The following is a 21719-nucleotide window of genomic DNA, read 5'->3' on the forward strand; positions in this document are numbered from 1 at the left end:
CGAAAGGCCCTACCGATGACCCTGGATCTTCCGGCCCTGCTGCCCCCGTCCTGGCGGGCGGCGCTGGCGCCGCACCTCGACCCGGCCCGCACCGCCGCGCTGGCCGACTTCGTCGCCGGAGAGTACGCGACGCAGACGGTCTTCCCCCCGCTGGAGGACCTGTTCACCGCCTACCGGCTCTGCCCGCCCGAGAACTGCCGGGTGCTGATCCTCGGCCAGGACCCCTACCACCGGGCGGGGCAGGCGCACGGGCTGAGCTTCAGCGTGCGGGACGGGGTCGCGGTGCCGCCCTCGCTGCGCAACGTCTTCAAGGAGCTGGCCGAGGACCTGGGCGTGCCGCCGTCGCGCAGCGGCAACCTGACCCGTTGGGCGGCGCAGGGCGTACTGCTGCTCAACGCCGTGCTGACCGTCCGGCAGGGCACCCCGCAGTCGCACGCCAACCGGGGCTGGGAGGACTTCACCGACGCGACGATCCGGGCCCTCGACGCGCGCTCCGAGCGGGTGGTCTTCCTGCTCTGGGGCGGGTACGCCCGGAAGAAGGCCGTGCTGGTGACCAACCCGGCGCACGTGGTGCTGGAGGCCGGGCATCCGAGCCCGATGAATCCGCGCGGGTTCCTCGGCAGTCGCCCGTTCAGCGCCGCGAACAAGGCCCTGGCCGACGCCGGGCTGCCGACGATTGAGTGGGACCTGTCAGCCGGCTGACGCCGCACCGGAGCGCGCGGCGGCGTACCGGGTGCGGTGGCGGCGCAGGAGTTCCGCCGTCGCCGGCTCGGTGACCTCCACCAGCGCCAGCGGCACCACCCGGTAGCCCCGGTCCCCGCGGGCGGACCTCGATCGCCGGGGGTGGCTCGTCGCACATGGTGGCCCGGATCACGCCGCCGATGACGCGCCACCGGTGCTCCCCGGGGTCCCGTGGATGGGTCCGGAGATGACCGAACTCCTGCCACGCCGGATGCCACCGCTGGGCGTGGTGGCGGTCCAGCCAGTCGGCGAACCGGTCCGCGTCGCCCCACGCCACGGCGATCTCCACGTCCTCCGCCGGCAGCGGCGCGCCCTGGAGCAGGGCGGCGGTGGTGCCGGTCAGCACGTACGGCAGGTCGCCGAGCCGTCCCATGATCCGGTCGAGCCCGAGGTGGTGGATGTGCTCGTCGATCGGCCGGTCGCGCAACTCGTCGATCCGCGCGTCGAGGTGCGCGTCGAGTGGCTCGACGCCGACGGTGAGCTGGAGGCCGAGCGCGGCGAAAAGCCGCACCAGCATCGGGACGCTCGGCGCGCGGGTGCCCTGCTCGATCCGGGCGATCGTCGACTGGTTGATCCCGGAGCGCTCGGCCAGGGCGTGCTGGCTGAGGTCGCGCAGCTCACGCTGTCGTCGCAGCGTCGAGCCGAGCAGCGCGCCGAGGTGGCTGTCGGGCATCCTCCGAGCATGCGGACATCGGGCGGGTGCCGGGCCGCTGGGTCATGAACACGACTCACGGGGTGGCCGGACAGTAGATATCCGATCGAGCGTGATGCCTCCGGGGCATAAATATGCCTCAGAGGCATCACGGGAAATCGCGTAGTTGGTTCCCGTCGGGTCGGGACCGGGCCGGGTCGCGGCAGGGGGTGATCGGCGCCCGGTTAGGGTGCCTATGTGCTCGTACTCGTGGTGGACTCGTCGACCCCGGCGGTGACGGCGGCGCTGGCGGAGGTCACCGCCGAGACCGTGCTGCCGCGTGCCGAGCGGAGCGTGGTGGACGCGCGCGCCCATGGTGAGCTGCTCGCGCCCCAGATCACCCAGGTGTTGACCGAGGCCGGCGCGCGGCCGGCGGACCTGGGGGCGATCGTCGCCGGCGTCGGCCCCGGGCCGTTCACCGGGCTGCGGGTCGGCCTGGTCACCGCCGCCAGCATGGGGCAGGTGCTCGGCATTCCGACGTACGGCGTCTGTTCGCTGGATGCCCTCGGTCACGCCGCCACCCGCCCGGCGGAGGTCGGGCCGGTGCTGGCCGCCACCGACGCCCGGCGGCGGGAGATCTACTGGGCGGTCTACGACGCGGCCGGCGCGCGACTGGTCGACCCGGGGGTGGACGCTCCGGCCGTCGTGGCCGAGCGGGCCCGCGAGCGGGGCGTCCGGGTCGCGGTGGGAGAGGGGGCCCGGCGCTACGCGGACGTCCTCGGCCTGCCACCGGGCACCGGACCGGACTACCCGCCGCCGTACGCCCTGGCGGAGCTGGCCGCCGCGCGGATCCGGGCCGGCGCCCCCGGCGACCGGCTGACCCCGCTCTACCTGCGCCGGCCGGACGCGGTGGCGGCGGCGGGCCGCAAGCCGGTACTCCAGTGAGACCGGCGCTGCCGTGACACTCGCCCGATTCCGCTGGTGGCACATCGAGGAGGCGCTGCCGATCGAGGCCGACCTCTTCGGGGCCGAGCGCTGGTCGGCGGCGATGTTCTGGAACGAGCTGGCGAGCGGGCACCACTACCTCGCGGCGCTCGACGACGGCACCGGTGCGCTGGTCGGGTACGCGGGACTCGCCGTCGCGCCGCCGGACGAGGCCTGGGTGCAGAACGTGGCGGTCCGGCGGGACCGGCAGCGCGGCGGCATCGGGCGGGCCCTCGTCACCGAACTGCTCGCCGAGGCGACCCGGCGCGGCGTGCGGAGCGTGCTGCTGGAGGTGGCGGTCGACAACGCGCCGGCCCAGCGCCTCTACGCGACGTACGGCTTCGAACCGGTCGGGGTGCGCCGGGGCTACTACCAACCGACCAACACCGACGCGCTGGTCATGCGCGCCGAGCTGGCACAGAACAGGTAAGAGATGGCTGACGAACCCCTGATCCTCGGCATCGAGACGTCCTGCGACGAGACCGGCGTCGGGATCGTCCGCGGGCACACCCTGCTCGCCGACGCGCTCGCGTCCAGTGTGGAGGAACACGCCCGGTTCGGCGGGGTGGTGCCGGAGGTGGCCAGCCGGGCCCACCTGGAGGCGATCGTCCCGACCATGCGCCGGGCGCTGGACACCGCCGGGGTGACCCTCGCCGACGTCGACGCGATCGCGGTGACCGCCGGTCCCGGACTGGCCGGTGCGCTGCTGGTCGGGGTGGCTGCCGCCAAGGGCTACGCGCTGGCCGCCGAGAAACCCGTGTACGGCGTGAACCACCTGGCCGCGCACGTCGCGGTGGACACCCTGGAGCACGGCCCGCTGCCGGAACCGGCGGTGGCGCTGCTGGTCTCCGGCGGGCACTCCTCGCTGCTGCTGGTGGACAACCTGGCGACCGGCGTCACCCCGCTGGGCGCCACCATCGACGACGCCGCCGGGGAGGCGTTCGACAAGGTGGCCCGGCTGCTCGGGCTGCCCTTCCCGGGCGGCCCGCCGATCGACCGGGAGGCCCGCAACGGCGCGGCGGACGCGATCGCCTTTCCACGCGGCCTGACCGCCCCGAAGGACCTCGCCGCACACCGCTTCGACTTCTCCTTCTCCGGGCTGAAGACCGCGGTGGCCCGCTGGGTCGAGGCACGGCAGCGGGCCGGTGAGCCGGTGCCGGTCCCGGACGTGGCCGCCTCGTTCCAGGAGGCGGTCTGCGACGTGCTGACCACCAAGGCGATCCGGGCGTGCCGGGACCGGGGCGTCGAGACGCTGGTGCTCGGCGGCGGGGTGGCGGCGAACTCCCGGCTGCGCGCGCTCGCCGAGGAGCGGGCGGCCAGGTACGGCATCCGGGTCCGGGTGCCCCGGCCGAAGCTCTGCACCGACAACGGCGCGATGGTGGCGGCGCTCGGCTCGCACCTGGTCGCGGCCGGGGTGGCGCCCAGCCGGCTGGACCTGCCCGCCGATTCCGCCATGCCACTGACGACCGTCAGCGTGTAGTGTTCCGGCGGCACCGCGGACGGCGGGAGGAGAGATGACCGACGTGATCGTGCGGATGTGGGAGGTACGGGCGGAGCCCGCCCGGTTCGCCGAGCTGATCTCGTGGGTCTGCGACACGGCACTGCCCGAGGTCGAGCACAACCCGCTGCACATCACCAGCGAGGTCTTCTCCTCCACCGACAACCGGGTGGTGGTCATCTCCAAGTGGCGCGGCAGCCCCCTGCCGCTGCCCGACCCACCCACCCGACTGGTCGCCCGGCCCCCGCACTCCTGGGACTTCGCCCAGGTCGACCGCTGACCTGACTCCGACGCCGGGGAAAACCGGTGGTGATCGTGGTGATCGGCCCCATACCGTTCCCGCGATGCGGTCCCTTCCAGTACCCGATCCTGGCGTGGCGGATCAGCGGTCGGCGACCAGATTCCTGCTGTGGCACGCCGCGCGGATCTGGCCGACCCTCGCCGCGGGAATGGCGCTGGCCGTGGTCTCCTACGGCGGCCAGTCGCTGATGCCGGCGGTACTCGGCAAGGCGATCGACGCCGGGGTCACCACCAGGGACCCGGCCGACCTGCTGCGCTGGGGACTGGTCCTGCTCGGGCTCGGCGCCTTCCAGGCGGTCGCCGGGGTGATCCGGCACCGGTTCGCCACCTTCAACTGGCTGGCCGGCGCCTACCGGACGGTCCAGCTCACCGTCGACGCGGCCAACCGGCTCGGTGCGACCCTGCCGAAGCGGCTCGCGACCGGCGAGGTGGTCAGCATCGGCACCGCCGACATCAACCACATCGGCAGTGCCCTGGACATCCTCTCCCGGGGCACCGGGTCGCTCGTCGCGGTCGCCGCCATCACCGCGATCCTGCTCGCCACTTCCGTGCCGCTCGGCCTGGTCGTGGTGCTCGGCGTGCCGGTGCTGATGGCGGTCGTCGCCCTCCTCATCCGCCCGCTGCACCGGCGGCAGGAGACCTACCGCGACCAGATCGCCGGACTGACCACCCGGGCCAGCGACATCGTGACCGGGCTGCGGGTACTGCGCGGGGTCGGCGGCGAGGCGGTCTTCTCGGCGCGCTACCGGGCCGAGTCGCAACGGCTGCGGCACACCGGGGTACGGGTGGCCCGGGTGGAGGCCCTGCTGGAGGCGACCCAGGTGCTGATGCCCGGCATCTTCCTGGTGCTGGTGATCTGGCTCGGCGCCCGGTTCGCGCTGCGCGGCGAGATCACCGTCGGGCAGCTCGTCTCCTTCTACGGCTACACGGTCTTCCTGATCTCCCCGCTGCGGGTCCTGACCGAGGTGATCGACCGGATCACCCGGGGGCACGTCTCCGCCCGTCGGGTGGTCGCCATGCTCCGCATCGCGCCGGAGCTGACCGAGCCGACCCACCCGGCCCGGGTGCCCGAGGCCGGCGGGGTGCTGGTCGACGTCGCCTCCGGGCTGAGCGTACGGCCGGGTCGGCTGACCGGGCTGGCCGCCGCCGTACCGGCCGACGCCGTCGCCATCGCCGACCGCCTCGGCCGGTACGCCGACAGTGAGGCGACGCTGGCCGGCGTACCGCTGCGGGACCTGCCACTGGCGACGGTCCGGCGGCGGATCCTGGTGGCCGACAACGACGCGCGGCTCTTCTCCGGCCCGCTGCGGGCGGAGCTGGACCCGCACGGCCGGGCCGACGACGCGGCGGTCGAGGCGGCCCTGCTGGCGGCGAGCGCCACCGACATCGTCGAGGCGCTGCCGGAAGGGCTGGCCGGGCGGGTCGCCGAGCGGGGTCGGGAGTTCTCCGGCGGCCAGCAGCAGCGGCTGCGACTGGTCCGGGCGCTGGTGGCCGACCCGGAGATCCTGATCCTGGTCGAGCCGACCAGCGCGGTGGACGCGCACACCGAGGCGCGGATCGCCGAGCGGCTCGGCCCGGCGCGCGACGGCCGGACCACCCTGGTCTGCACCACCAGCCCGCTGGTGCTGGACCGGGCCGACCACGTGGTCTTCGTCGAGGACGGCAAGGTGGTCGCCGAGGGCCGGCACCGCGAGTTGCTCGACACGGAACCGCGCTACGCCGCCACGGTCACCCGGGCGGAGGACTGATGGCAGGGGAGCGAACATGAACGCCGCGTTGCCGGTCGCGGACGCCACCGCGGTCCGGCGGTACGCCCGCAGCCTGATCCGTCGGCATCCCCGGCCGCTGGCCACGGTGCTCGGCCTGCACGCGCTGGTCGCGGTCACCGGGCTGGCCGCGCCGCGGCTGCTCGGCGACCTGGTCGAGGGGATCTCCCGGGGCACCTCGACGGTCACCGTCGACCGGATCGCCCTGGCGATCGGCGGATTCGTGGTGGCGCAGGCGGTGCTGATGCGCTTCGCCCACCTCGCCTCGGCGCGGCTCGGCGAACGGGTGCTGGCCGAGCTGCGTGAGGAGTTCGTCGACCGGATCCTGGCCATCCCGCTCTCCACGGTGGAGCGGGCCGGGACCGGGGACCTGCTCACCCGGACCACCCGGGACGTCGCCGCGCTGGCCAAGTCGGTCCGGTTCGCCGTACCGGAGATGCTGATCGCGGTGGTGACCGCGTTCTTCATCGTCGGCGCGGTGCTGCTGACCGATCCGCTGCTGATCCTGCCCGGCCTGGTCGCGGCGCCGGTGCTCGTGCTCTCCACCCGCTGGTACCTGCGCCGGGCGACCGCCGGCTATCTGGCCGAAAGTGCCGCCTACTCGGACATCACCGACGGGATCAGCGAGACCGTCGACGGGTCGCGGACCACCGAGGCGCTCGGCCAACAGGCGCGCCGCCGGGCCCGCACCGACGCCGACATCGCCCGGTCGTACCGGGCGGAGCGGTACACGATGTTCCTGCGGACGGTGTACTTCCCGATCGCCGAGACCGGGTACGTGCTGCCGGTGGTGGCGACGGTGGTCGTCGGCGGCTGGTGCTACCTCCAGGGCTGGGTGGGCCTCGGCGAGGTCACCGCCGCCACCCTCTACGTGCAGCAGTTGATGGACCCGATCGACCGGCTGCTCTCCTGGATGGACGAGGTGCAGGTCGGCGGGGCGTCGATGGCCCGGCTGCTCGGGGTGGCCCGGTCCCCGCTGGACGGGGTGCGGGCCGGGGCGAGCGCGGACCACCCGGCCGACCAGCGGCTGGCCGCGCGGGACGTCCGGTACGCCTACCAGCCGGGGCGGGACGTGCTGCACGGGGTCGACCTGGAACTGGCGCCGGGGGAGCGGCTGGCCATGGTCGGCCCGTCCGGCGCCGGCAAGTCCACCCTGGGCCGGCTGCTGGCCGGCATCCACCGGCCCCGGGCCGGGTCGGTCACCGTGGGCGGCGTCGCGCTCGCCGACCTGCCCCTGGCGCAGCTGCGCACCGAGGTCGCGCTGGTCACTCAGGAGCACCACGTCTTCATCGGTACGCTGCGCGACAACCTCACGATGGTGCGGCCGGACGCCACCGACGAGCGGGTACGGGAGGCGCTCGCCGCCGTCGACGCGCTGGACTGGGCGGAGCAGTTGCCGGACGGCCTGGAGACGGTGGTGGGCTCGGGCGGGCATCCGCTGCAGGCCGCCCAGGCCCAGCAGCTCGCGCTCGCCCGGCTGGTCCTGGCCGATCCGCACACGCTGGTGCTGGACGAGGCGACCTCGCTGCTCGACCCCCGGGCTGCCCGGCACCTGGAGCGGTCGTTGGCCGCGGTGCTGCGCGGCCGTACCGTCATCGCGATCGCGCACCGGTTGCACTCCGCGCACGACGCCGACCGGGTGGCGGTGGTGGAGGACGGCCGGATCACCGAGCTGGGTCCGCACGCCGAGCTGGTCGCCTCGGGCGGCTCGTACGCGGCGCTGTGGCGCTCCTGGCACGGTGACCGGGACTGAACCGGTTGCAAAGGAGTCTTTGCAAGGATAGCTTTGCCAACATGTCCGGTGATGAGGTACGACTCGATCCGACGTCGCTGCGCGGCATCGCCCACCCGCTGCGGGTCCGGATGCTCAACCTGCTCCGCGAGGACGGTCCCGCCACCGCCACGCTGCTCGCCCAGCGGCTCGGCCAGTCCACCGGCGCCACCAGCTACCACCTGCGGCAACTCGCCCAGTACGGCTTCGTGGCCGAGGAGACCGGGCGCGGATCCGGCCGCGAACGGTGGTGGCGGGCCGCCCACCGGAACACCGTCTTCGAGGGCGAGATCCGCCGGCAGGTGCCGGCCGAGGCCGACACCTACCTGCGGGCCGTCGCGTCGACGTACGCCGAGCGGGTCGACCGCTGGCTGAACGAACTGCCCGCCCTGCCCGAGGAGTGGCGGGCCTCCTCCACCCTCAGCAACTGGCGCCTCCGGTTGACCTCCGCAGAGGCGCGGGAGTTCCACGACGCGCTGCACGAGCTGCTCGGCCGGTACCGGCGCGACGATCCCGACGCGCCGGCGCCCGGTGACGCCGAGTCCTACGTGGTGCAGGCCCAGCTCATGCCGTTCCTCCGGCGGAGCGGGTCCGATGGCTGACCGCCGGCCGCTGGTCGGGCTGCTGACCGCCGAGGTGGTCTCCCTGGTCGGCAGCCGGATGAGCATGGTCGCGCTGCCCTGGTTCACCCTCGTCGTCACCGGCAGCGCGGCGAAGACCGGCGTCGTGGCGTTCGCCGAGATGCTGCCGTACGTGCTGGCCTGCGCCCTCGGCGGGCCGCTGATCGACCGGATCGGCGCCCGGCGCACCAGCATCCTCGCCGACCTCGGCAGCGCGGTCGCGGTCGCGGCCGTACCGCTGCTGCACCTGACCGACCGGCTCGGCTTCGGTACGCTCCTCGGCCTGGTCGCCGTCGCCGGGCTGCTGCGCGGGTTCAGCGACACCGCCAAGCGGCTGCTGTTCCGGGAGGCGGTCGAGGCGGCGGGCACCCCGATGGCCCGCGCCACGAGCGTCCACGACGGACTTGCGCGGCTCGCCTCGCTGCTCGGCGCCCCGCTGGCCGGTGTGCTCATCGCCGCCCTCGACGCCCCGCTGGTGCTGCTCTTCGACGCGGCGACCTTCGCCGTCGGGGCGGCGCTGGTGGTGTTCCTCGTACCCGCCGGGAGGTTCGCCGGCACCGAGCCGGCGCCGTCGGAGGCGGACCAGCCCTATCTGGTGGCGCTCCGGGCCGGCCTGCGCTACCTGCGCCACGACCGGCTCGTGCACGGCATCCTGCTGCTGCTCCTCGTGACCAACCTGGCCGACGCCGCCTACACCGCGGTCTTCGCGCCGGTCTGGGCGGCCGAGATCGTCGGGTCCCCGGTCGCGCTCGGCCTGCTCTCCGCCGCCTTCGCGACCGGCGCCGTGCTGGGCAACGCGGTCTTCACCGTCGTGGCGCCCCGGGTGCCGCGGTTCGCGGTCTTCGCGGTCGGCTTCCTGATCGCCGGGGCGCCCCGCTTCGTGGCGCTCGCCGTGGCGGACCGGCTCTGGGTCGTCTACCTGGTCGCCTTCGTGGCCGGGGTGTCGGTCGCCGGGGTCAACCCGATCCTCAGCGCGGTCTCCTACGAACGGGTCCCCGAGCGGCTCCAGGCCCGGGTGCTCGGGCTGACCCACGCGGCCGCCTGGGCCGGGATCCCCCTCGGCGGCCTGCTCGGCGGGCTCGCCGTACAGCGGTTGGGGCTGCCGGCCGCCTGCCTGCTCTTCGGATCCGCGTACCTGGTGGTGACGCTGCTGCCGTTCGTCATGCCCGTCTGGCGCGAACTGGACCGGCGGCCGGCACCGGACCCTGACCCCGTACGGCGCCGATCACCAGGTCGATGCGCTCCTGCGAGGTCTCCGAGCGCTGGTACTCGGGGCGGGTGAGCACCCCGCCCAGCACCGGTACCGGGTTGCGGTGGACCGCCGGGCTGTCCGAGGTGACCAGGGCGGTGAAGTGGAACTCGTCGGCGCCGGTCTCCGCGACCACCCGGGAGATGGTGCGCTCGTTGATCCCGCCCCCGGGCATGACCACGATCCGGCCGCCGGCCCTGCGGACCAGTTCGGCGATGAGCGGCGCACCGGCCAGCGCGTTGTTCTCCTGACCGGAGGTGAGCACCCGGTGCACGCCCAGCTCGACCAACCGCTCCAACGCCTCGAACGGCCGCCGGACCATGTCGAACGCCCGGTGGAAGGTGATGCTGGTCCCGCCCGCCGCCCCGATCAGCCGGCGCGCGGTCGGTACGTCCACGTCGCCGGCGGGGGTCAGCGCGCCGATCACGATGCCGTGCGCGCCGGCCGCCACCGCCGCCTCGACGTCGCGCACCATCGCGTCGACCTCCAGCGGCGAGTAGATGAAGTCACCGCCCCGGGGCCGCACGATGACGTGCACCCGGATCCGGCTCACGCTGCGCAGGGCCACCTCGATGGTGCCGATGCTCGGGGTCAGTCCGCCGTCGAACAGCGCCGCGCACAGCTCCACCCGGTCGGCGCCGGCCCGTTCCGCGGCCAGCACCCCCTCGACGCTGTCGACGCAGATCTCGAACGTGGTCATCCTGTTCTCTCTCCTGTTCGGCAGGGTGGGCAGGGTGGGCGGGGCGGGCGGGGCGGGCGGTGCCGGCCGGTCAGGTCGCGTCGAGGGGGTCGGCGAGCAGTTGCTCGAAGGCCAGCTCGGCCGCGCCGATGAGTGCCGCGTCCTCGCCGAGCTGCGGGGTACGCAGCCGTACCTGCTCCCGGGAGGCGGGCAACGCCATCGAGTTGAGCCGGCTGCGTACCCGGGCCGCCGCGGCGAGGTAGACCTCCCGGAGCGTGCCGCCGAAGATGACCACCCCCGGGTTGAGGATGTTCACCAGGTTGGCCACGCCGAAGCCGAGCCAGTCGCCGATCTGCCGCACCGCGGCCTGGGCGTTGGCGTCCCCCCGTGAGGCCGCGTCGATCACCCGCAACGCGGCGTCCCGACCGGTGTCCTCGCCCGCACCGGCCGACTCCAGCAGGGCGTACTCGCCGATCTCCGTTTCCCAGCAGCCGTACGACCCGCAGCCGCACGGCCGCCCGCCGGGACGCACCACCATGTGGCCCACCTCGCCGCCGTGGCCGCCCTGCCCGGTCAGTCGCCGGCCGCCGACGATGATCCCCGCGTCGATGCCCACGTCCCGGTGCAGGTAGATCACGTTGTCGTAGCCGGTGGCCGCGCCACGGGCGTGCTCGGCGACCGCGCTCACGTCGGCGGCGTTGCTGACCAGCACCGGGCGGTGCGGAAAGAGCACCTCGCCCAGCGCCTCGCCCAGGGTCCGGTCCACCCGGTCGCCGTCGGGGCGCACCTGCACCGCGCCGTCCCGGCGCCGCAGCCGCCCGCAGACCGCCACGCCGCTGCCGACGTAGACCGAGTCCTCGGCGACCGACTGGTGCATCTCCTTCGCGAAGCCGGCCAGCAGCGGCAACGTGTCCGCCGCCGCCAACCCCGGCGGCCGTTCGCCCTGCCGCCGGTCCAGCACCACACCGCCGAGGCCGATCCGGGCCACCCGCAGCCGGTCCACCTCGATGCTGTAGGCGTACGCGTAGACCCGGGCGGACTCGGGCCGGACGACCAGTGAGGGCCGTCCGGCCCGGCCGGTCTCCCGGGGGGCCCGCTCGCTGACCAGGCCGGCGGCGGCCAGCTCGGCGGTGAGCGCCCCGATGGTGCTGCGGTTGAGCCCGAGCGAGGTGGTCAGCTCGGCCCGCGAGGTGGCGCCGCGCAGGTGTACGTACCGCAGCAGCGCGCCGAGATTCTGCCGGCGAATCTCCTCCTGGCTCGGCCCCGCACGCATGCTGCCCCTTATCGCCTCGCCGGTGACGTCGTCGTCACCGGTCGCGTTGTCGCCGCACCGGCCCGCGTCGCACCGGTCCCTGTCCTCGCCCGCGGTACCGCTATCGGTGGCCGGTCGCGGCGGCCCGCCGTCGGGACAGCGCGTCGACGCTGGCGGCGAGGAGCAGCACCGAACCGGTCACCACGAAGGTGACGCCCGAGGTGTAGCCCAGCAGCCCCATCCCGTTGTCGATGACCGCGATCACCGCGCCGCCCAGCACCGCGTCCACGATCCGGCCCTTGCCACCGAAGAGGCTGGTACCGCCGATGACCGCGGCGCCGACGGCGTAGAGCAGCACCTTGCTGCCGCCGGTGTTGGCGTCGACCGAGGCGGCCCGGCTGGCCGCCACGATGCCGCCGACCGCCGCCATCGAGGAGCAGATCACGAAGACCGAGATGCGGATCCGGTCCACGTCGATGCCGGCCCGGCGGGCCGCCTCCCGGTTGCCGCCGACCGCGTAGACGTGCCGGCCGTACGCGGTCCGCTGAAGCACGAAGGTCCAGACGATCAACAGTACGGCGATGATCGGCACCACGATCGGCACACCCCGCAGCGAGACCAGCAGGGTACGGCTGCGCTCCAGGTTGAGGATGTAGACGGCGGCGCCGAGCAGCACGGCCAGCGTGCCGATCCGGAGCAGCACCACCAGCACCGGCTCGGTCACCAGCCCCCGGGCGGTACGGGTGCGGTAGCGGATGAGCTGCACCGCGGCGTACCCGGCGACGCCGAGCAGGGTCAGCGTCCAGCCCAGCCACGGCGGCATGTTCCGGTTGGCGATCGCGACCAGCACGCTGTCCCGGATGGAGACGTTCGTGCCGCCCTTGATCAGCAGCAGCACGGTGCCCTGGAAGGCGAGGAACGCGGCCAGCGTCACCACGAAGGAGGGGATGCCGACCTTCGCCACCAGGAAGCCGAGCGCCAGCCCGATCACCACACCGGTGACGATCGCGGCGCCGGCCGCGACGTACCAGGGAAAGCCGTGCAGGGTGGCCAGTTGGGCGAGCACCGCGGCGCAGACGCCGCTGGCGAAGCCGGCGGAGAGGTCGATCTCGCCGAGCAGCAGGACGAAGATCAGCCCCATCGCGATCAGCGTCACCGCCGCGCCCTGGGTGAACAGGTTCGCGAAGTTGCCGGCGGTCAGGAAGTTGGGTCGCAGCGCGGCGAAGACCGCGCAGAGCACGATCAGCCCGAAGACGGCGGGCAGGGCGCCCATGTCGCCGCCGAGCACCCGGGCCAGGTAGTCCCGGAAGTGGCTGCCGACCGTGGGCACCGGCGCGGCGGGTACCTCCACCGGCTGCGCCACTGTCGAGGTGGGGGCGCTCATCTGTCGGCTCCTGCGCTCGTGGTCTCGGTGGGTTCGGTGCCGGGCTGGCCGGTGCCGACGGGTTCGCCGGCGCCGTTGCCGTCCTCGACGGTCAGGCCGAGGCCGCCGGTCCGCCCGGCGGTGATCAGCTCGACCACCTGGGCGTGGGTCACGTCGGTGGTCTTGAGCTGGGCGACCATGCGGCCGAGGTAGAGCATCGCGATCTGGTCGGAGACCGCGAAGACGTCGTTCATGTTGTGCGAGATGAGCACGACGGCCAGCCCGTTGTCGGCCAGCCGGCGGACCAGTTCGAGCACCTGGGCGGTCTGTGCGACGCCGAGCGCGGCGGTCGGCTCGTCGAGGATGACCACCCGGCTGTTCCAGAGCACCGCCTTGGCGATGGCGACCGTCTGGCGCTGGCCGCCGGAGAGGCTGGAGACGTGCTGGCGCAACGACTTCACCGTACGGACGGAGAGGCCGGCGAGGGTCTCGGCGGCCATCTGCTCCATGGTCGGCTCGTCGAGTACCAGGCCGCTGCGCTTCTCCCGGCCGAGGAACATGTTCTGCACGATGTCGAGGTTGTCGCAGAGCGCGAGGTCCTGGTAGACGACCTCGATGCCGAGCCCGGCGGCGTCGCGGGGGCCGCTGATCTGCACCGGCCGGCCGTCGAAGAAGATCTCGCCGCCGTCCGTCGGGTAGATGCCGCTGATGCACTTGACCAGCGTGGACTTGCCGGCACCGTTGTCGCCGACGAGCGCGGTCACCTCGCCGGGGGCCACCGAGAGGTCGACGGCACGGAGGACCTGGACGGGACCGAAGCTCTTGTCGATCCCGCGCAGTTCCAGCAGGGGTGTGGCGGACACGTGTGTCTCCTTCGTGGGTGTCCGATCGCGGGTTCCGATCGCGGGTCCGCCTCCAGCGTCCCGACGCGGGTACGCGCCGGGCGCGCCGCCGGGGGGCGGGCCGGGCGCGTACCCGTCGGCGGTGCCGGGCGCCGCCGGTGTGTGTCGCACACCGGCGGCGCGGCGGCGGGCCAGCCGAGCGAGCCGACGGGGAGTGGGTCGGGTCAGCTCACGCCGGCCTGGGTGCAGAGCGCGGCGACGGCGGCCGTGCAGAGTTCTTCCTTGGTGACGTAGCCGTCGGTGACGACGTCCTTGACGTTCTCCTTGTAGATCGCCTTCGGTTCGAGCAGGACCGACGGTACGTCCCGGCCGGTCTGCGGGTCCTTCACCGTCTGGTCGGTGCTCTTCCGCTCGCCCTTGGCCAGCGCGATCGCCAGCTCGGCGGCGGCGTCCGCCTCCTGCTTGACGGCCTTGTAGACGGTCATGCACTGGTCGCCGAGGAGGATGTTCTGCAGGCCCTGCGCGCTCGCGTCCTGGCCGGTCACCGGCACCTTGCCGTTGAGCTTGTTCTTCTTGAGAATCGAGATGGCCGCGTTGCCCAGCGTGTCGTTCGCGGCGAGGACGCCGTCGATGTCGTTGTTGGTCTGGGTCAGCATCTGCTCGAAGATGGTGCTGGCCTGGGCGCCGTTCCACTCCGGCACCCACTGGTCCGGACCCTTGACGTATTCCTTGGCGTCGTACTTGGTCTTCAGGACGCCCTCGTAGCCGTTCTTGAACAGGGTGGCGTTGTTGTCGGTCTCGGCGCCGTTCAGCGTCGCGATCACCGGGTTCTTGACGTTCTTGTCGGTCAGGCACTTGACCAGGCCCTCGCCCTGGAGCTGGCCGACCTTCTCGTTGTCGAAGCTGACGTAGTACTCCGCCGAGCCGCCCAGGGTCAGTCGGTCGTAGTCGATGGTCAGCACGCCCTGGCTCTTGGCCTTGTCCAGCACCGCCTTGCCCGTGCCGGAGTCCAGGTTGACGATCATGAGCACGTTCACGCCGTCGGTCATCATCTGCTCGGCGATCGTCTGGAACTGCGCCTTGTCGTTCTGGGCGTTCTGGATGATCGACTCGACGCCCGCGGCGTCGAAGGCTTCCTTCAGGTACTTGCGGTCCGCGGTTTCCCAGCGGTCGGAGGAGGCGCTGTCCGGGAGGATGACGCCGATCTTCGGCTCCGCGGTCGCACCGCCGCTGCCGGAGTCGTCACCACAGGCGGCGAGGCCACCCGTGGTCAGCAGGCCGACTGTGGCGATGGTGAGGATCCCTCTGCGCATTGCACGGGTCCTTTCGGGGTGGGTGATGTCTCGGGTCGGTTCGTGCGGTGGAACCCGGTGCTTCGGCCGCCGGTCCGATGGGGTGTGGCGACCCCGGCAGCGTACTTTTGTTGTGTCCGGCAACGTATTGCGCGGCGAAGCCGGGACACAAGGGCGCCGAGGTCATGAGTTTGTTGTCGCCAATAACAATTCGGCAACGCGCCCGACATCCGACTTCGACCGTCCATTGTGGCTGCTTGGTGAATCGAGATTGATGCCCTGGAATGCCCTGAAATGCGGGGTAATCGGCGCGAGTCGTCGTCCGGGCGTCCGGCGATCCGGTGTCAGGCGGCGGCGATCGGCGCCGTGACGGCGTCGGTGAGCCGGATCAGGTCGTCCGGCGCCAGTTCGAGCTGGAGCCCGCGCCGGCCGGCCGAGACGTAGACCGTCGGGAAGCGCCCGGCGGAGGCGTCGACCACGGTGGGCAGCCGCCTGCGCTGACCCAGCGGGCTGATCCCGCCCCGGACGTAGCCGGTGGTCCGCTCCGCCAGCGTCCGGTCGGCCAGGGCCGCACGCTTGCCGCCCACCGCCGCCGCCAGCGTCCTGAGGTCCAGCTCGCCGGTGACCGGTACGACCGCCACGGTCAGCGCCCCGTCCACGGCGGCGACCAGCGACTTGAAGACCCGCTCTGGAGGCACCCCGAGGGCGGCGGCCACCTCGGCGCCGTAGTTCGGGGTGTCCGGCGCGACGTCGTACGGGTGCAGCGTGTGCGGTACCCGCTGCCGGGTCAGCAGCGCCGTCGCCGGTGTTCCGTTACCCGCCACAGTGCCGCACCCTACCCCCGGCCCGGCACCGGGTGGCAGAGCAGCACCGTCGGCGCGTCCGCCACCCGGGTGAGCACCAGGCTGAGCGGCCGGGTGCCGGTCAGCCGCAGGTCGCGGCGGAGCCGTTCGGGTTCGAGCGCCGAACCGCGCTTCAGGATCTCCACCCGGCCGATGTCGCGCCCGCGCAGCAGGGTGCGCAACCGCTTCAGCGAGAACGGCAGGGTGTCCACGATCTCCAGACACCGGGCGAACGGCGTGGCCACGGGCGCGTCGGAGTAGACGTACGCGATGTCGGGGTCGGCGAGGCCGCCGCGCACGGTGTCGGCGAACTCGGCGACCAGGTGGGCCCGGACGACCGCCGGGTCGGGGTCGTACAGGTAGCGGCGGAGCGGACCGACCGGGGCGCGGGCGGCGCCGGAGCCGGTGAGTTCGTGCACCGCCGCCCCGGCCAGCACGGTTGCCCGGCGCGGCACCGCCGCCAGCGGGCCGCACCAGAGTGCGGCCTCGACCAGGTCGCCGTCGACGCTCACCCACTCGGCCTCGGCGTCCGCCGGCAGCAGGGCGTGGTCGATGCCCGGGGCGATCTTGAACACCGCCCGCGGGACCCGCCCGGCGAGGTCGAGCAGGAAGTTCCACGGCGGGGAGTAGTCGGCGGGATTGAAGACCCGACGCCCGGTACCGGCCCGCCGTCGCGCCGGATCGCAGAAGACCGCGTCCACCCCGCTGCCGGCCCCGTCGGCGTCGGCCGGGTCGAACCGGGTGGCGTCGGCCAGGCTCACCGTGAACAGGTCCGGCACGCCGACCGCCGCCGCGTTCGCGCCGGCCATCGCCGCGGTGAGCGGGTCGGCCTCCACGCCGTACACCCGGATGCCGGCCCGGGCGGCGGCGATCGCGTCCGCGCCGAGGCCGCAACCGAGGTCGGCCATGGTGCGCACCCCGGCGGCGCGCAACCGGGCGGCGCGGCGGGCGGAGACGACGGCGCGGGTCGCCTGCTCCAGGCCGGCCCGGGTGAAGAACATCCGCGTCGCGGCCGGGCCGAACTTCGGCTCGGCGCGGCGGCGCAGCTCGGCCTGGGTGAGCGCGGCGGCGGCGAGCCCGGCGGGTACGCCCGGGGCACGCAGCGCGGCGGCCGCCGCCAGTGGATCGCCGCCGGCGAGTTCGGCGGCCGTGGCCAGTGCGGTCACCCCCGCGGGGGTACGCAGGGCGGCGAACTGATCGAGATCCACCTGCTCATTGTGGCCACCCGGTCCCGGCCGGGGCGTGTCGGGTTGGCACTCTCCTTGACGGAGTGCTAGCCGTCGGCATAACCTGCGGTTAGCACTCTCAGACCGAGGGTGCCAGCTTCCGGGCCTGTGTCCGGGGGCTGAACGCCAGGCGGACCGGCACCCGCGACGACGGTCCCGCCCGGTGGCATGTGGCAGATTGACGCTGGTCAGCCCGCTGGCCGGCACTGAAACCAAGTACCCCAGGAGGGTATGCCCGTGACTACCGCGACCAAGGTTGCGATCAAGCCTCTCGAGGACCGGATCCTGGTCCAGGCGAACGAGGCTGAGACCACCACGGCGTCGGGCATCGTGATCCCCGACACCGCCAAGGAGAAGCCGCAGGAGGGCACCGTCCTCGCTGTCGGCCCGGGCCGGATCGACGACAAGGGCAACCGGGTTCCGGTTGACGTCAACGTCGGCGACACGGTCCTCTACTCGAAGTACGGCGGCACCGAGGTCAAGTACGCCGGCGAGGAGTACCTGGTGCTCTCCGCCCGCGACGTCCTCGCCGTCATCGAGAAGTGATCTGACTGACTGATCAGTGACGCTGCCCCGGACCGGCCCCGCCGGGCCGGGGCAGCGCTGCGTGAAGGGACCAGTAATACATGGCGAAGATTCTGAGCTTCTCGGATGACGCCCGGCACCTGCTGGAGCACGGTGTCAACAAGCTCGCCGACACGGTCAAGGTCACCCTCGGCCCGCGCGGGCGCAACGTCGTGCTGGACAAGAAGTTCGGCCCGCCGACGATCACCAACGATGGTGTGACCATCGCCAAGGAGATCGAACTCACCAACCCGTACGAGAACCTCGGCGCGCAGCTGGTCAAGGAGGTGGCGACGAAGACCAACGACGTCGCCGGCGACGGGACCACCACCGCGACCGTGCTCGCCCAGGCGATGGTCCGGGAGGGTCTGCGCAACGTGGCCGCCGGTGCCGGACCGGCCGCGCTCAAGCGGGGCATCGACGCGGCGGCCGAGAGGGTCTCCGCGGCGCTGCTGGAGAAGGCCGTCGAGGTCGCCGACCGGCAGTCGGTCGCGCACGTCGCGACGATCTCCGCCCAGGACGCCACCATCGGCGACCTGATCGCCGAGGCGATGGAGAAGGTCGGTCGCGACGGTGTGATCACGGTCGAGGAGGGCTCGACGCTCGCCACCGAGCTGGAGGTCACCGAGGGCCTGCAGTTCGACAAGGGCTTCATCTCGCCCAACTTCGTCACGGACACCGAGGCGCAGGAGGCGGTGCTCGACGAGCCGCACATCCTGATCACCACCCAGAAGATCTCCTCGATCGAGGAGCTGCTGCCGCTGCTGGAGAAGATCCTGCAGACCGGCAAGTCGCTGCTGATCGTCGCCGAGGATGTCGAGGGCCAGGCGCTCTCCACCCTGGTGGTCAACTCGATCCGCAAGACCATCAAGGTCTGCGCGGTGAAGGCCCCCGGCTTCGGTGACCGCCGCAAGGCGATGCTGCAGGACATGGCGATCCTCACCGGTGGCGAGGTGGTCGCCCCCGAGCTCGGCTACAAGCTCGACTCGGTCGGCCTCGAGGTGCTGGGCAGCGCCCGGCGCGTGGTCGTGGACAAGGACAACACCACGATCATCGACGGCCGTGGCCGGGACAACGAGGTCGCCGACCGGGTCACCCAGATCCGCAAGGAGATCGAGGCGTCGGACTCCGACTGGGACCGCGAGAAGCTGTCGGAGCGGCTGGCGAAGCTCTCCGGTGGCATCGCGGTCATCAAGGCCGGTGCCGCGACCGAGGTCGAGATGAAGGAGCGCAAGCACCGCATCGAGGACGCCATCGCCGCGACCAAGGCCGCGGTCGAGGAGGGTACGGTGCCCGGCGGTGGCGCCGCACTGGCGCAGATCGCCACGGTGCTCGACGACGGCCTCGGCTTCACCGGTGACGAGAAGGTCGGTGTCTCGATCGTCCGCAAGGCGCTGGTCGAGCCGCTGCGGTGGATCGCCCAGAACGCCGGGCACGACGGCTACGTGGTCGTGCAGAAGGTCGCCGAAAGCGACTGGGGCACCGGCCTGGACGCCGCGATCGGCGAGTACGGCGACCTGGTCAGGTCCGGCATCATCGACCCGGTGAAGGTGACCCGGAACGCGGTCACCAACGCGGCGTCGATCGCCGGCCTGCTCCTCACCACCGAGACCCTGGTGGTGGAGAAGCCGGAGAAGGCGGAGCCCGCCGCCGGTGGTCACGGTCACGGCCACCAACACGGCCCCGGCTTCTAGCCACGTCCCACCAAGATCCGCGTAACCAGGTCCGCGTAACCAGGTCCGCGTAACCAGATCCGCGTGATCAGGGAGCGATTCTGGCGTGTCGTCGGCGCGCCGCCATCGCAACTCCCTGATCACGCGGATCTTTCGTTTCGCCCCTGGCGGTGCGGTTGGGTTGGCGCCGCTCTACCGCTGGGCGGGGCCGGGTGACGACACTGGTCGGGTGACGGATTTCCGGACGACGAGGTCGGGCTGATGAGCAGGCGAGCGGGATGGTTCGGGGCGCTGGCCGGGATGGCCTGCGCCGCCCTGGCCATCGGCACCGCCGAGGCGGTGGCGGTGCTGACCGGATCACGGTCCGCACCACTGGTCGCGGTGGGCGGAGCCGTGGTGGACCTCGCCCCGGCGCCGCTCAAGCAGTTCGCCACGGACGTCTTCTACGTCCACGACAAGATCGCGCTGCTGGCCGGTACCGCCGTACTCCTGGGTGGGTTCGCCGCACTCGTCGGGGTGGTGGCGACCCGGTCGCTGCGCCTCGGTACCGCCGGGATCGCGCTCTTCGGCCTGCTCGGAGCCGCCGCGGCGCTGACCCGGCCCGGCGCCGGTCCCGCCACGGCGCTGCCCTCGCTGGTCGGCGCGGGGCTCGCCGCCGGGCTGCTCTGGCTGCTGATCGCCGGCCCGCTGAGCATCCCGGCCGCCGGCCCGTCCGCGATCCCGCCGGCTGGTCCGTCCGGGATCCCGCCGGCCGACCCGTCCGGGATCTCGCCGGGTGACCGGCCCAAGATTCCGGTGATCAAGGGGTCGGAGTCCCGACACGCCGACGACACGCCCGCAAAGCTCCCTGATCACGGGGATCTTGGGGGGCGGCGGGGGTTTTTGCGGGGGGTGGGGGGTGCGCTGGGGGTGGCGGTGGTGACCGGGTTCGGGGGGCGGTGGGTGTCCACGCGGCGGGGGGTGGCCGAGGCGCGGTCGGCGGTCAGGCTGCCCGCTCCGGCCAGCCCGGCACCGCCACTGCCGGCGGGCGCGGACCTGGCACTGCCGGGGCTCGCCCCGTACGTCACGCCGAACCGGGACTTCTACCGGATCGACACCGCCCTGGTCGTCCCGCAGGTCGACCCGGCGGGGTGGAGCCTGCGGATCCACGGGCGGGTACGCAACCCGATCACGTTGACCTTCGCCGACCTGCTGGCCCGCCCGATGGTCGAACGGCACATCACCCTCGCCTGCGTCTCGAACGAGGTGGGTGGCGACCTGATCGGCACCGCGCGGTGGCTCGGCGTACCCCTCGGTCCGCTGCTCGCCGAGGCCGACCCGCTGGACGGGGCCGACCAGGTGGTGGCCCGCTCCGCCGACGGCTGGACCTGTGGGAGCCCCACGGCGGTGCTCCGGGACGGCCGGGACGCGATCCTGGCGGTCGGCATGAACGGCTCACCGCTCCCTGTCGAGCACGGCTTCCCGGTCCGCGTCGTGGTGCCGGGACTGTACGGGTACGTCTCGGCCTGCAAGTGGGTGGTCGAACTGGAGTTGACCAGCTTCGCGGACTTCGACGCGTACTGGGTGCCCCGGGGCTGGTCGGCGCGGGGCCCGATCAAGACCCAGTCGCGGATCGACACGCCCCGCGCCGGTCGGGCGGTGACCGCCGGCCCGGTCACCGTCGCCGGGGTCGCCTGGGCCCAGCACGTCGGCATCCGGCGGGTCGAGGTACGCCTCGACGACGGCGAGTGGCAGCCCGCGACCCTGGCCGCGACGGCCTCCTCGGACACCTGGGTGCAGTGGTCCTGGCGGTGGGCGGCCACCCCGGGCGAACACACCCTGCGGGTGCGCGCCATGGACGCCACCGGCGCGGTGCAGACCGGTGAGTCGCGCCCGGTCGACCCGGACGGCGCCACGGGATGGCACACGATGCGGGTCAACGTGCGGTGACCCGGCGCGGACCGGCTCAACCGGGCGGGCGAGGCGGGACGGACGACGTTGTCCGAGGGTCGGTGGGGCGCGGGGCGGAACGGAGGACGGGGGCGGTCAGGCCGAACGCTGGGCCGGAACGGCGACCTTGAAGGGGCGGCCCAGCCGGGCCTCCAGCCGGCGGATGTCGACCCGGTTCTGGTGGCGGTCGGCCAGGTCCTCCCAGCCCACGGCGAGCAGCCGGAGCCGCTCGGACTCGCTGAACCCGCCCCACACCCCGTACGGCTCGCGGACGGCGAGGGCGTGGGCGGCGCACTCGGCCCGGACCGGACACGTCACGCAGACCGCCTTGGCGCCGGCCTCCCGGCGGTTGCGGGAGGAGCCGCGCTCACCTTCCGGATGGAAGAACTGAGCGCTGTCGCGGCCCCGGCACGCGCCGAGCCGCTGCCACTCCCAGAGGTCGACGATGGGTCCGGGAAGCCTGCGTACGTTCGACATCAGCACCCTCCTTCCGCGCG

At 73.1% G+C, this 21719-nt stretch carries 20 protein-coding genes and 1 pseudogene; 12 read left to right on the forward strand and 9 right to left on the reverse strand.

The genetic code is table 11. The annotated features are described in order from the left end of the window. Positions 1-15: 15 nt before the first annotated feature. Positions 16-702 carry a uracil-DNA glycosylase gene (ung, locus tag ACQEUR_RS03525; RefSeq protein WP_433025043.1) on the forward strand — a complete coding sequence of 229 codons (687 nt, stop codon included), beginning with the start codon at positions 16-18 and terminating at the stop codon, positions 700-702. Here ung and ACQEUR_RS03530 read toward each other — a convergent pair. Further along, positions 632-1414 (reverse strand): helix-turn-helix domain-containing protein, encoded by a 783-nt coding sequence (locus ACQEUR_RS03530; RefSeq protein WP_433025046.1) that lies wholly within the window; start codon positions 1412-1414, stop codon positions 632-634. The genes ung and ACQEUR_RS03530 overlap by 71 nt on opposite strands. A gap of 216 nt (positions 1415-1630) precedes the next feature. On the opposite strand from ACQEUR_RS03530, the gene tsaB reads away from it, so the two are divergent. The 8 genes from tsaB to ACQEUR_RS03570 all read left to right on the forward strand — a co-directional run bounded on the left by tsaB (position 1631) and on the right by ACQEUR_RS03570 (position 9593). Then, entirely contained in the window at positions 1631-2317 is a 687-nt protein-coding gene (tsaB, locus tag ACQEUR_RS03535; protein ID WP_433025049.1) for a tRNA (adenosine(37)-N6)-threonylcarbamoyltransferase complex dimerization subunit type 1 TsaB, read from the forward strand. Positions 2318-2330: 13 nt separating this feature from the next. Then, positions 2331-2786: a ribosomal protein S18-alanine N-acetyltransferase gene (gene rimI, locus ACQEUR_RS03540; protein WP_433025052.1), complete on the forward strand. Its 456-nt coding sequence runs from the start codon at positions 2331-2333 to the stop codon at positions 2784-2786. Between the two features lie 3 nt (positions 2787-2789). Next, complete coding sequence (gene tsaD / locus ACQEUR_RS03545) at positions 2790-3836, forward strand: tRNA (adenosine(37)-N6)-threonylcarbamoyltransferase complex transferase subunit TsaD (protein ID WP_433025055.1); 1047 nt, start codon at positions 2790-2792, stop codon at positions 3834-3836. A 43-nt stretch (positions 3837-3879) separates the two neighbouring features. Next, positions 3880-4134 carry a hypothetical protein gene (locus tag ACQEUR_RS03550; protein ID WP_433025939.1) on the forward strand — a complete coding sequence of 85 codons (255 nt, stop codon included), beginning with the start codon at positions 3880-3882 and terminating at the stop codon, positions 4132-4134. 64 nt (positions 4135-4198) lie between these two features. Next, a complete protein-coding gene (locus tag ACQEUR_RS03555; RefSeq protein ID WP_433025058.1) occupies positions 4199-5902 on the forward strand; it encodes an ABC transporter ATP-binding protein in 1704 nt (567 codons plus the stop codon). A 16-nt stretch (positions 5903-5918) separates the two neighbouring features. Continuing rightward, entirely contained in the window at positions 5919-7673 is a 1755-nt protein-coding gene (locus tag ACQEUR_RS03560) for an ABC transporter ATP-binding protein (protein ID WP_433025061.1), read from the forward strand. Positions 7674-7714: 41 nt separating this feature from the next. Continuing rightward, positions 7715-8293, forward strand: coding sequence for a helix-turn-helix domain-containing protein (locus ACQEUR_RS03565; protein WP_433025064.1), 579 nt, complete (start codon positions 7715-7717; stop codon positions 8291-8293). Continuing rightward, positions 8286-9593: an MFS transporter gene (locus tag ACQEUR_RS03570; protein ID WP_433025067.1), complete on the forward strand. Its 1308-nt coding sequence runs from the start codon at positions 8286-8288 to the stop codon at positions 9591-9593. The genes ACQEUR_RS03565 and ACQEUR_RS03570 overlap by 8 nt, the downstream gene beginning before the upstream one ends. Before the next feature lie 73 nt (positions 9594-9666). On the opposite strand, the pseudogene ACQEUR_RS03575 reads toward ACQEUR_RS03570, so the two are convergent. From ACQEUR_RS03575 to ACQEUR_RS03605, 7 genes and pseudogenes are all read right to left on the reverse strand, one after another. Then, positions 9667-10260, reverse strand: a pseudogene (locus ACQEUR_RS03575) (copper homeostasis protein CutC); the annotation flags it as partial. A gap of 70 nt (positions 10261-10330) precedes the next feature. Continuing rightward, positions 10331-11512, reverse strand: a complete 1182-nt coding sequence (locus ACQEUR_RS03580; protein WP_433025070.1) for an ROK family transcriptional regulator — start codon at positions 11510-11512, stop codon at positions 10331-10333. Between the two features lie 100 nt (positions 11513-11612). After that, positions 11613-12875 (reverse strand): sugar ABC transporter permease, encoded by a 1263-nt coding sequence (locus tag ACQEUR_RS03585; protein ID WP_433025073.1) that lies wholly within the window; start codon positions 12873-12875, stop codon positions 11613-11615. Beyond that, positions 12872-13717, reverse strand: a complete 846-nt coding sequence (locus tag ACQEUR_RS03590) for an ATP-binding cassette domain-containing protein (protein WP_433025077.1) — start codon at positions 13715-13717, stop codon at positions 12872-12874. Before ACQEUR_RS03590 ends, ACQEUR_RS03585 begins: the two co-directional genes overlap by 4 nt. Positions 13718-13920: 203 nt before the next feature. After that, the gene (locus ACQEUR_RS03595) at positions 13921-15009 is read right to left on the reverse strand and encodes a sugar ABC transporter substrate-binding protein (protein WP_433025080.1); all 1089 of its coding nucleotides are present in this window, start codon (positions 15007-15009) and stop codon (positions 13921-13923) included. Between the two features lie 323 nt (positions 15010-15332). Further along, positions 15333-15812, reverse strand: coding sequence for a Cys-tRNA(Pro) deacylase (ybaK, locus tag ACQEUR_RS03600; RefSeq protein ID WP_433025083.1), 480 nt, complete (start codon positions 15810-15812; stop codon positions 15333-15335). A gap of 11 nt (positions 15813-15823) precedes the next feature. Then, on the reverse strand, positions 15824-17038 hold the full coding sequence (locus ACQEUR_RS03605) for a THUMP-like domain-containing protein (RefSeq protein ID WP_433025086.1): 1215 nt from the start codon (positions 17036-17038) through the stop codon (positions 15824-15826). Between the two features lie 249 nt (positions 17039-17287). On the opposite strand from ACQEUR_RS03605, the gene groES reads away from it, so the two are divergent. The 3 genes from groES to ACQEUR_RS03620 all read left to right on the forward strand — a co-directional run bounded on the left by groES (position 17288) and on the right by ACQEUR_RS03620 (position 21222). Beyond that, positions 17288-17602 (forward strand): co-chaperone GroES, encoded by a 315-nt coding sequence (gene groES / locus ACQEUR_RS03610; RefSeq protein ID WP_433025089.1) that lies wholly within the window; start codon positions 17288-17290, stop codon positions 17600-17602. Positions 17603-17682: 80 nt separating this feature from the next. Then, a complete protein-coding gene (gene groL, locus ACQEUR_RS03615; protein ID WP_433025092.1) occupies positions 17683-19314 on the forward strand; it encodes a chaperonin GroEL in 1632 nt (543 codons plus the stop codon). A gap of 240 nt (positions 19315-19554) precedes the next feature. Then, the gene (locus ACQEUR_RS03620) at positions 19555-21222 is read left to right on the forward strand and encodes a molybdopterin-dependent oxidoreductase (protein ID WP_433025095.1); all 1668 of its coding nucleotides are present in this window, start codon (positions 19555-19557) and stop codon (positions 21220-21222) included. 96 nt (positions 21223-21318) lie between these two features. Here the strand turns inward: ACQEUR_RS03620 and ACQEUR_RS03625 are convergent, their stop codons facing one another. After that, a complete protein-coding gene (locus ACQEUR_RS03625; RefSeq protein ID WP_433025098.1) occupies positions 21319-21699 on the reverse strand; it encodes a WhiB family transcriptional regulator in 381 nt (126 codons plus the stop codon). Positions 21700-21719: the final 20 nt, after the last annotated feature.

The organism is Plantactinospora sp. CA-290183, from assembly GCF_050936375.1.
In the GTDB taxonomy this organism is placed as follows: domain Bacteria; phylum Actinomycetota; class Actinomycetes; order Mycobacteriales; family Micromonosporaceae; genus Plantactinospora.

Bases quoted from the DNA above. Each gene is read 5' to 3' on its own strand.
- tsaD (WP_433025055.1), top strand. From the start codon at position 2,790: ATGGCTGACGAACCCCTGATCCTCGGCATCGAGACGTCCTGCGACGAG.
- ACQEUR_RS03585 (WP_433025073.1), bottom strand. From the start codon at position 12,875: ATGAGCGCCCCCACCTCGACAGTGGCGCAGCCGGTGGAGGTACCCGCC.
- ACQEUR_RS03560 (WP_433025061.1), top strand. From the start codon at position 5,919: ATGAACGCCGCGTTGCCGGTCGCGGACGCCACCGCGGTCCGGCGGTAC.
- ACQEUR_RS03580 (WP_433025070.1), bottom strand. From the start codon at position 11,512: ATGCGTGCGGGGCCGAGCCAGGAGGAGATTCGCCGGCAGAATCTCGGC.
- ACQEUR_RS03530 (WP_433025046.1), bottom strand. From the start codon at position 1,414: ATGCCCGACAGCCACCTCGGCGCGCTGCTCGGCTCGACGCTGCGACGA.
- ACQEUR_RS03570 (WP_433025067.1), top strand. From the start codon at position 8,286: ATGGCTGACCGCCGGCCGCTGGTCGGGCTGCTGACCGCCGAGGTGGTC.
- groL (WP_433025092.1), top strand. From the start codon at position 17,683: ATGGCGAAGATTCTGAGCTTCTCGGATGACGCCCGGCACCTGCTGGAG.
- ung (WP_433025043.1), top strand. From the start codon at position 16: ATGACCCTGGATCTTCCGGCCCTGCTGCCCCCGTCCTGGCGGGCGGCG.
- groES (WP_433025089.1), top strand. From the start codon at position 17,288: ATGCCCGTGACTACCGCGACCAAGGTTGCGATCAAGCCTCTCGAGGAC.
- ACQEUR_RS03565 (WP_433025064.1), top strand. From the start codon at position 7,715: ATGTCCGGTGATGAGGTACGACTCGATCCGACGTCGCTGCGCGGCATC.
- ACQEUR_RS03595 (WP_433025080.1), bottom strand. From the start codon at position 15,009: ATGCGCAGAGGGATCCTCACCATCGCCACAGTCGGCCTGCTGACCACG.
- ACQEUR_RS03555 (WP_433025058.1), top strand. From the start codon at position 4,199: ATGCGGTCCCTTCCAGTACCCGATCCTGGCGTGGCGGATCAGCGGTCG.
- ACQEUR_RS03625 (WP_433025098.1), bottom strand. From the start codon at position 21,699: ATGTCGAACGTACGCAGGCTTCCCGGACCCATCGTCGACCTCTGGGAG.
- ACQEUR_RS03620 (WP_433025095.1), top strand. From the start codon at position 19,555: ATGAGCAGGCGAGCGGGATGGTTCGGGGCGCTGGCCGGGATGGCCTGC.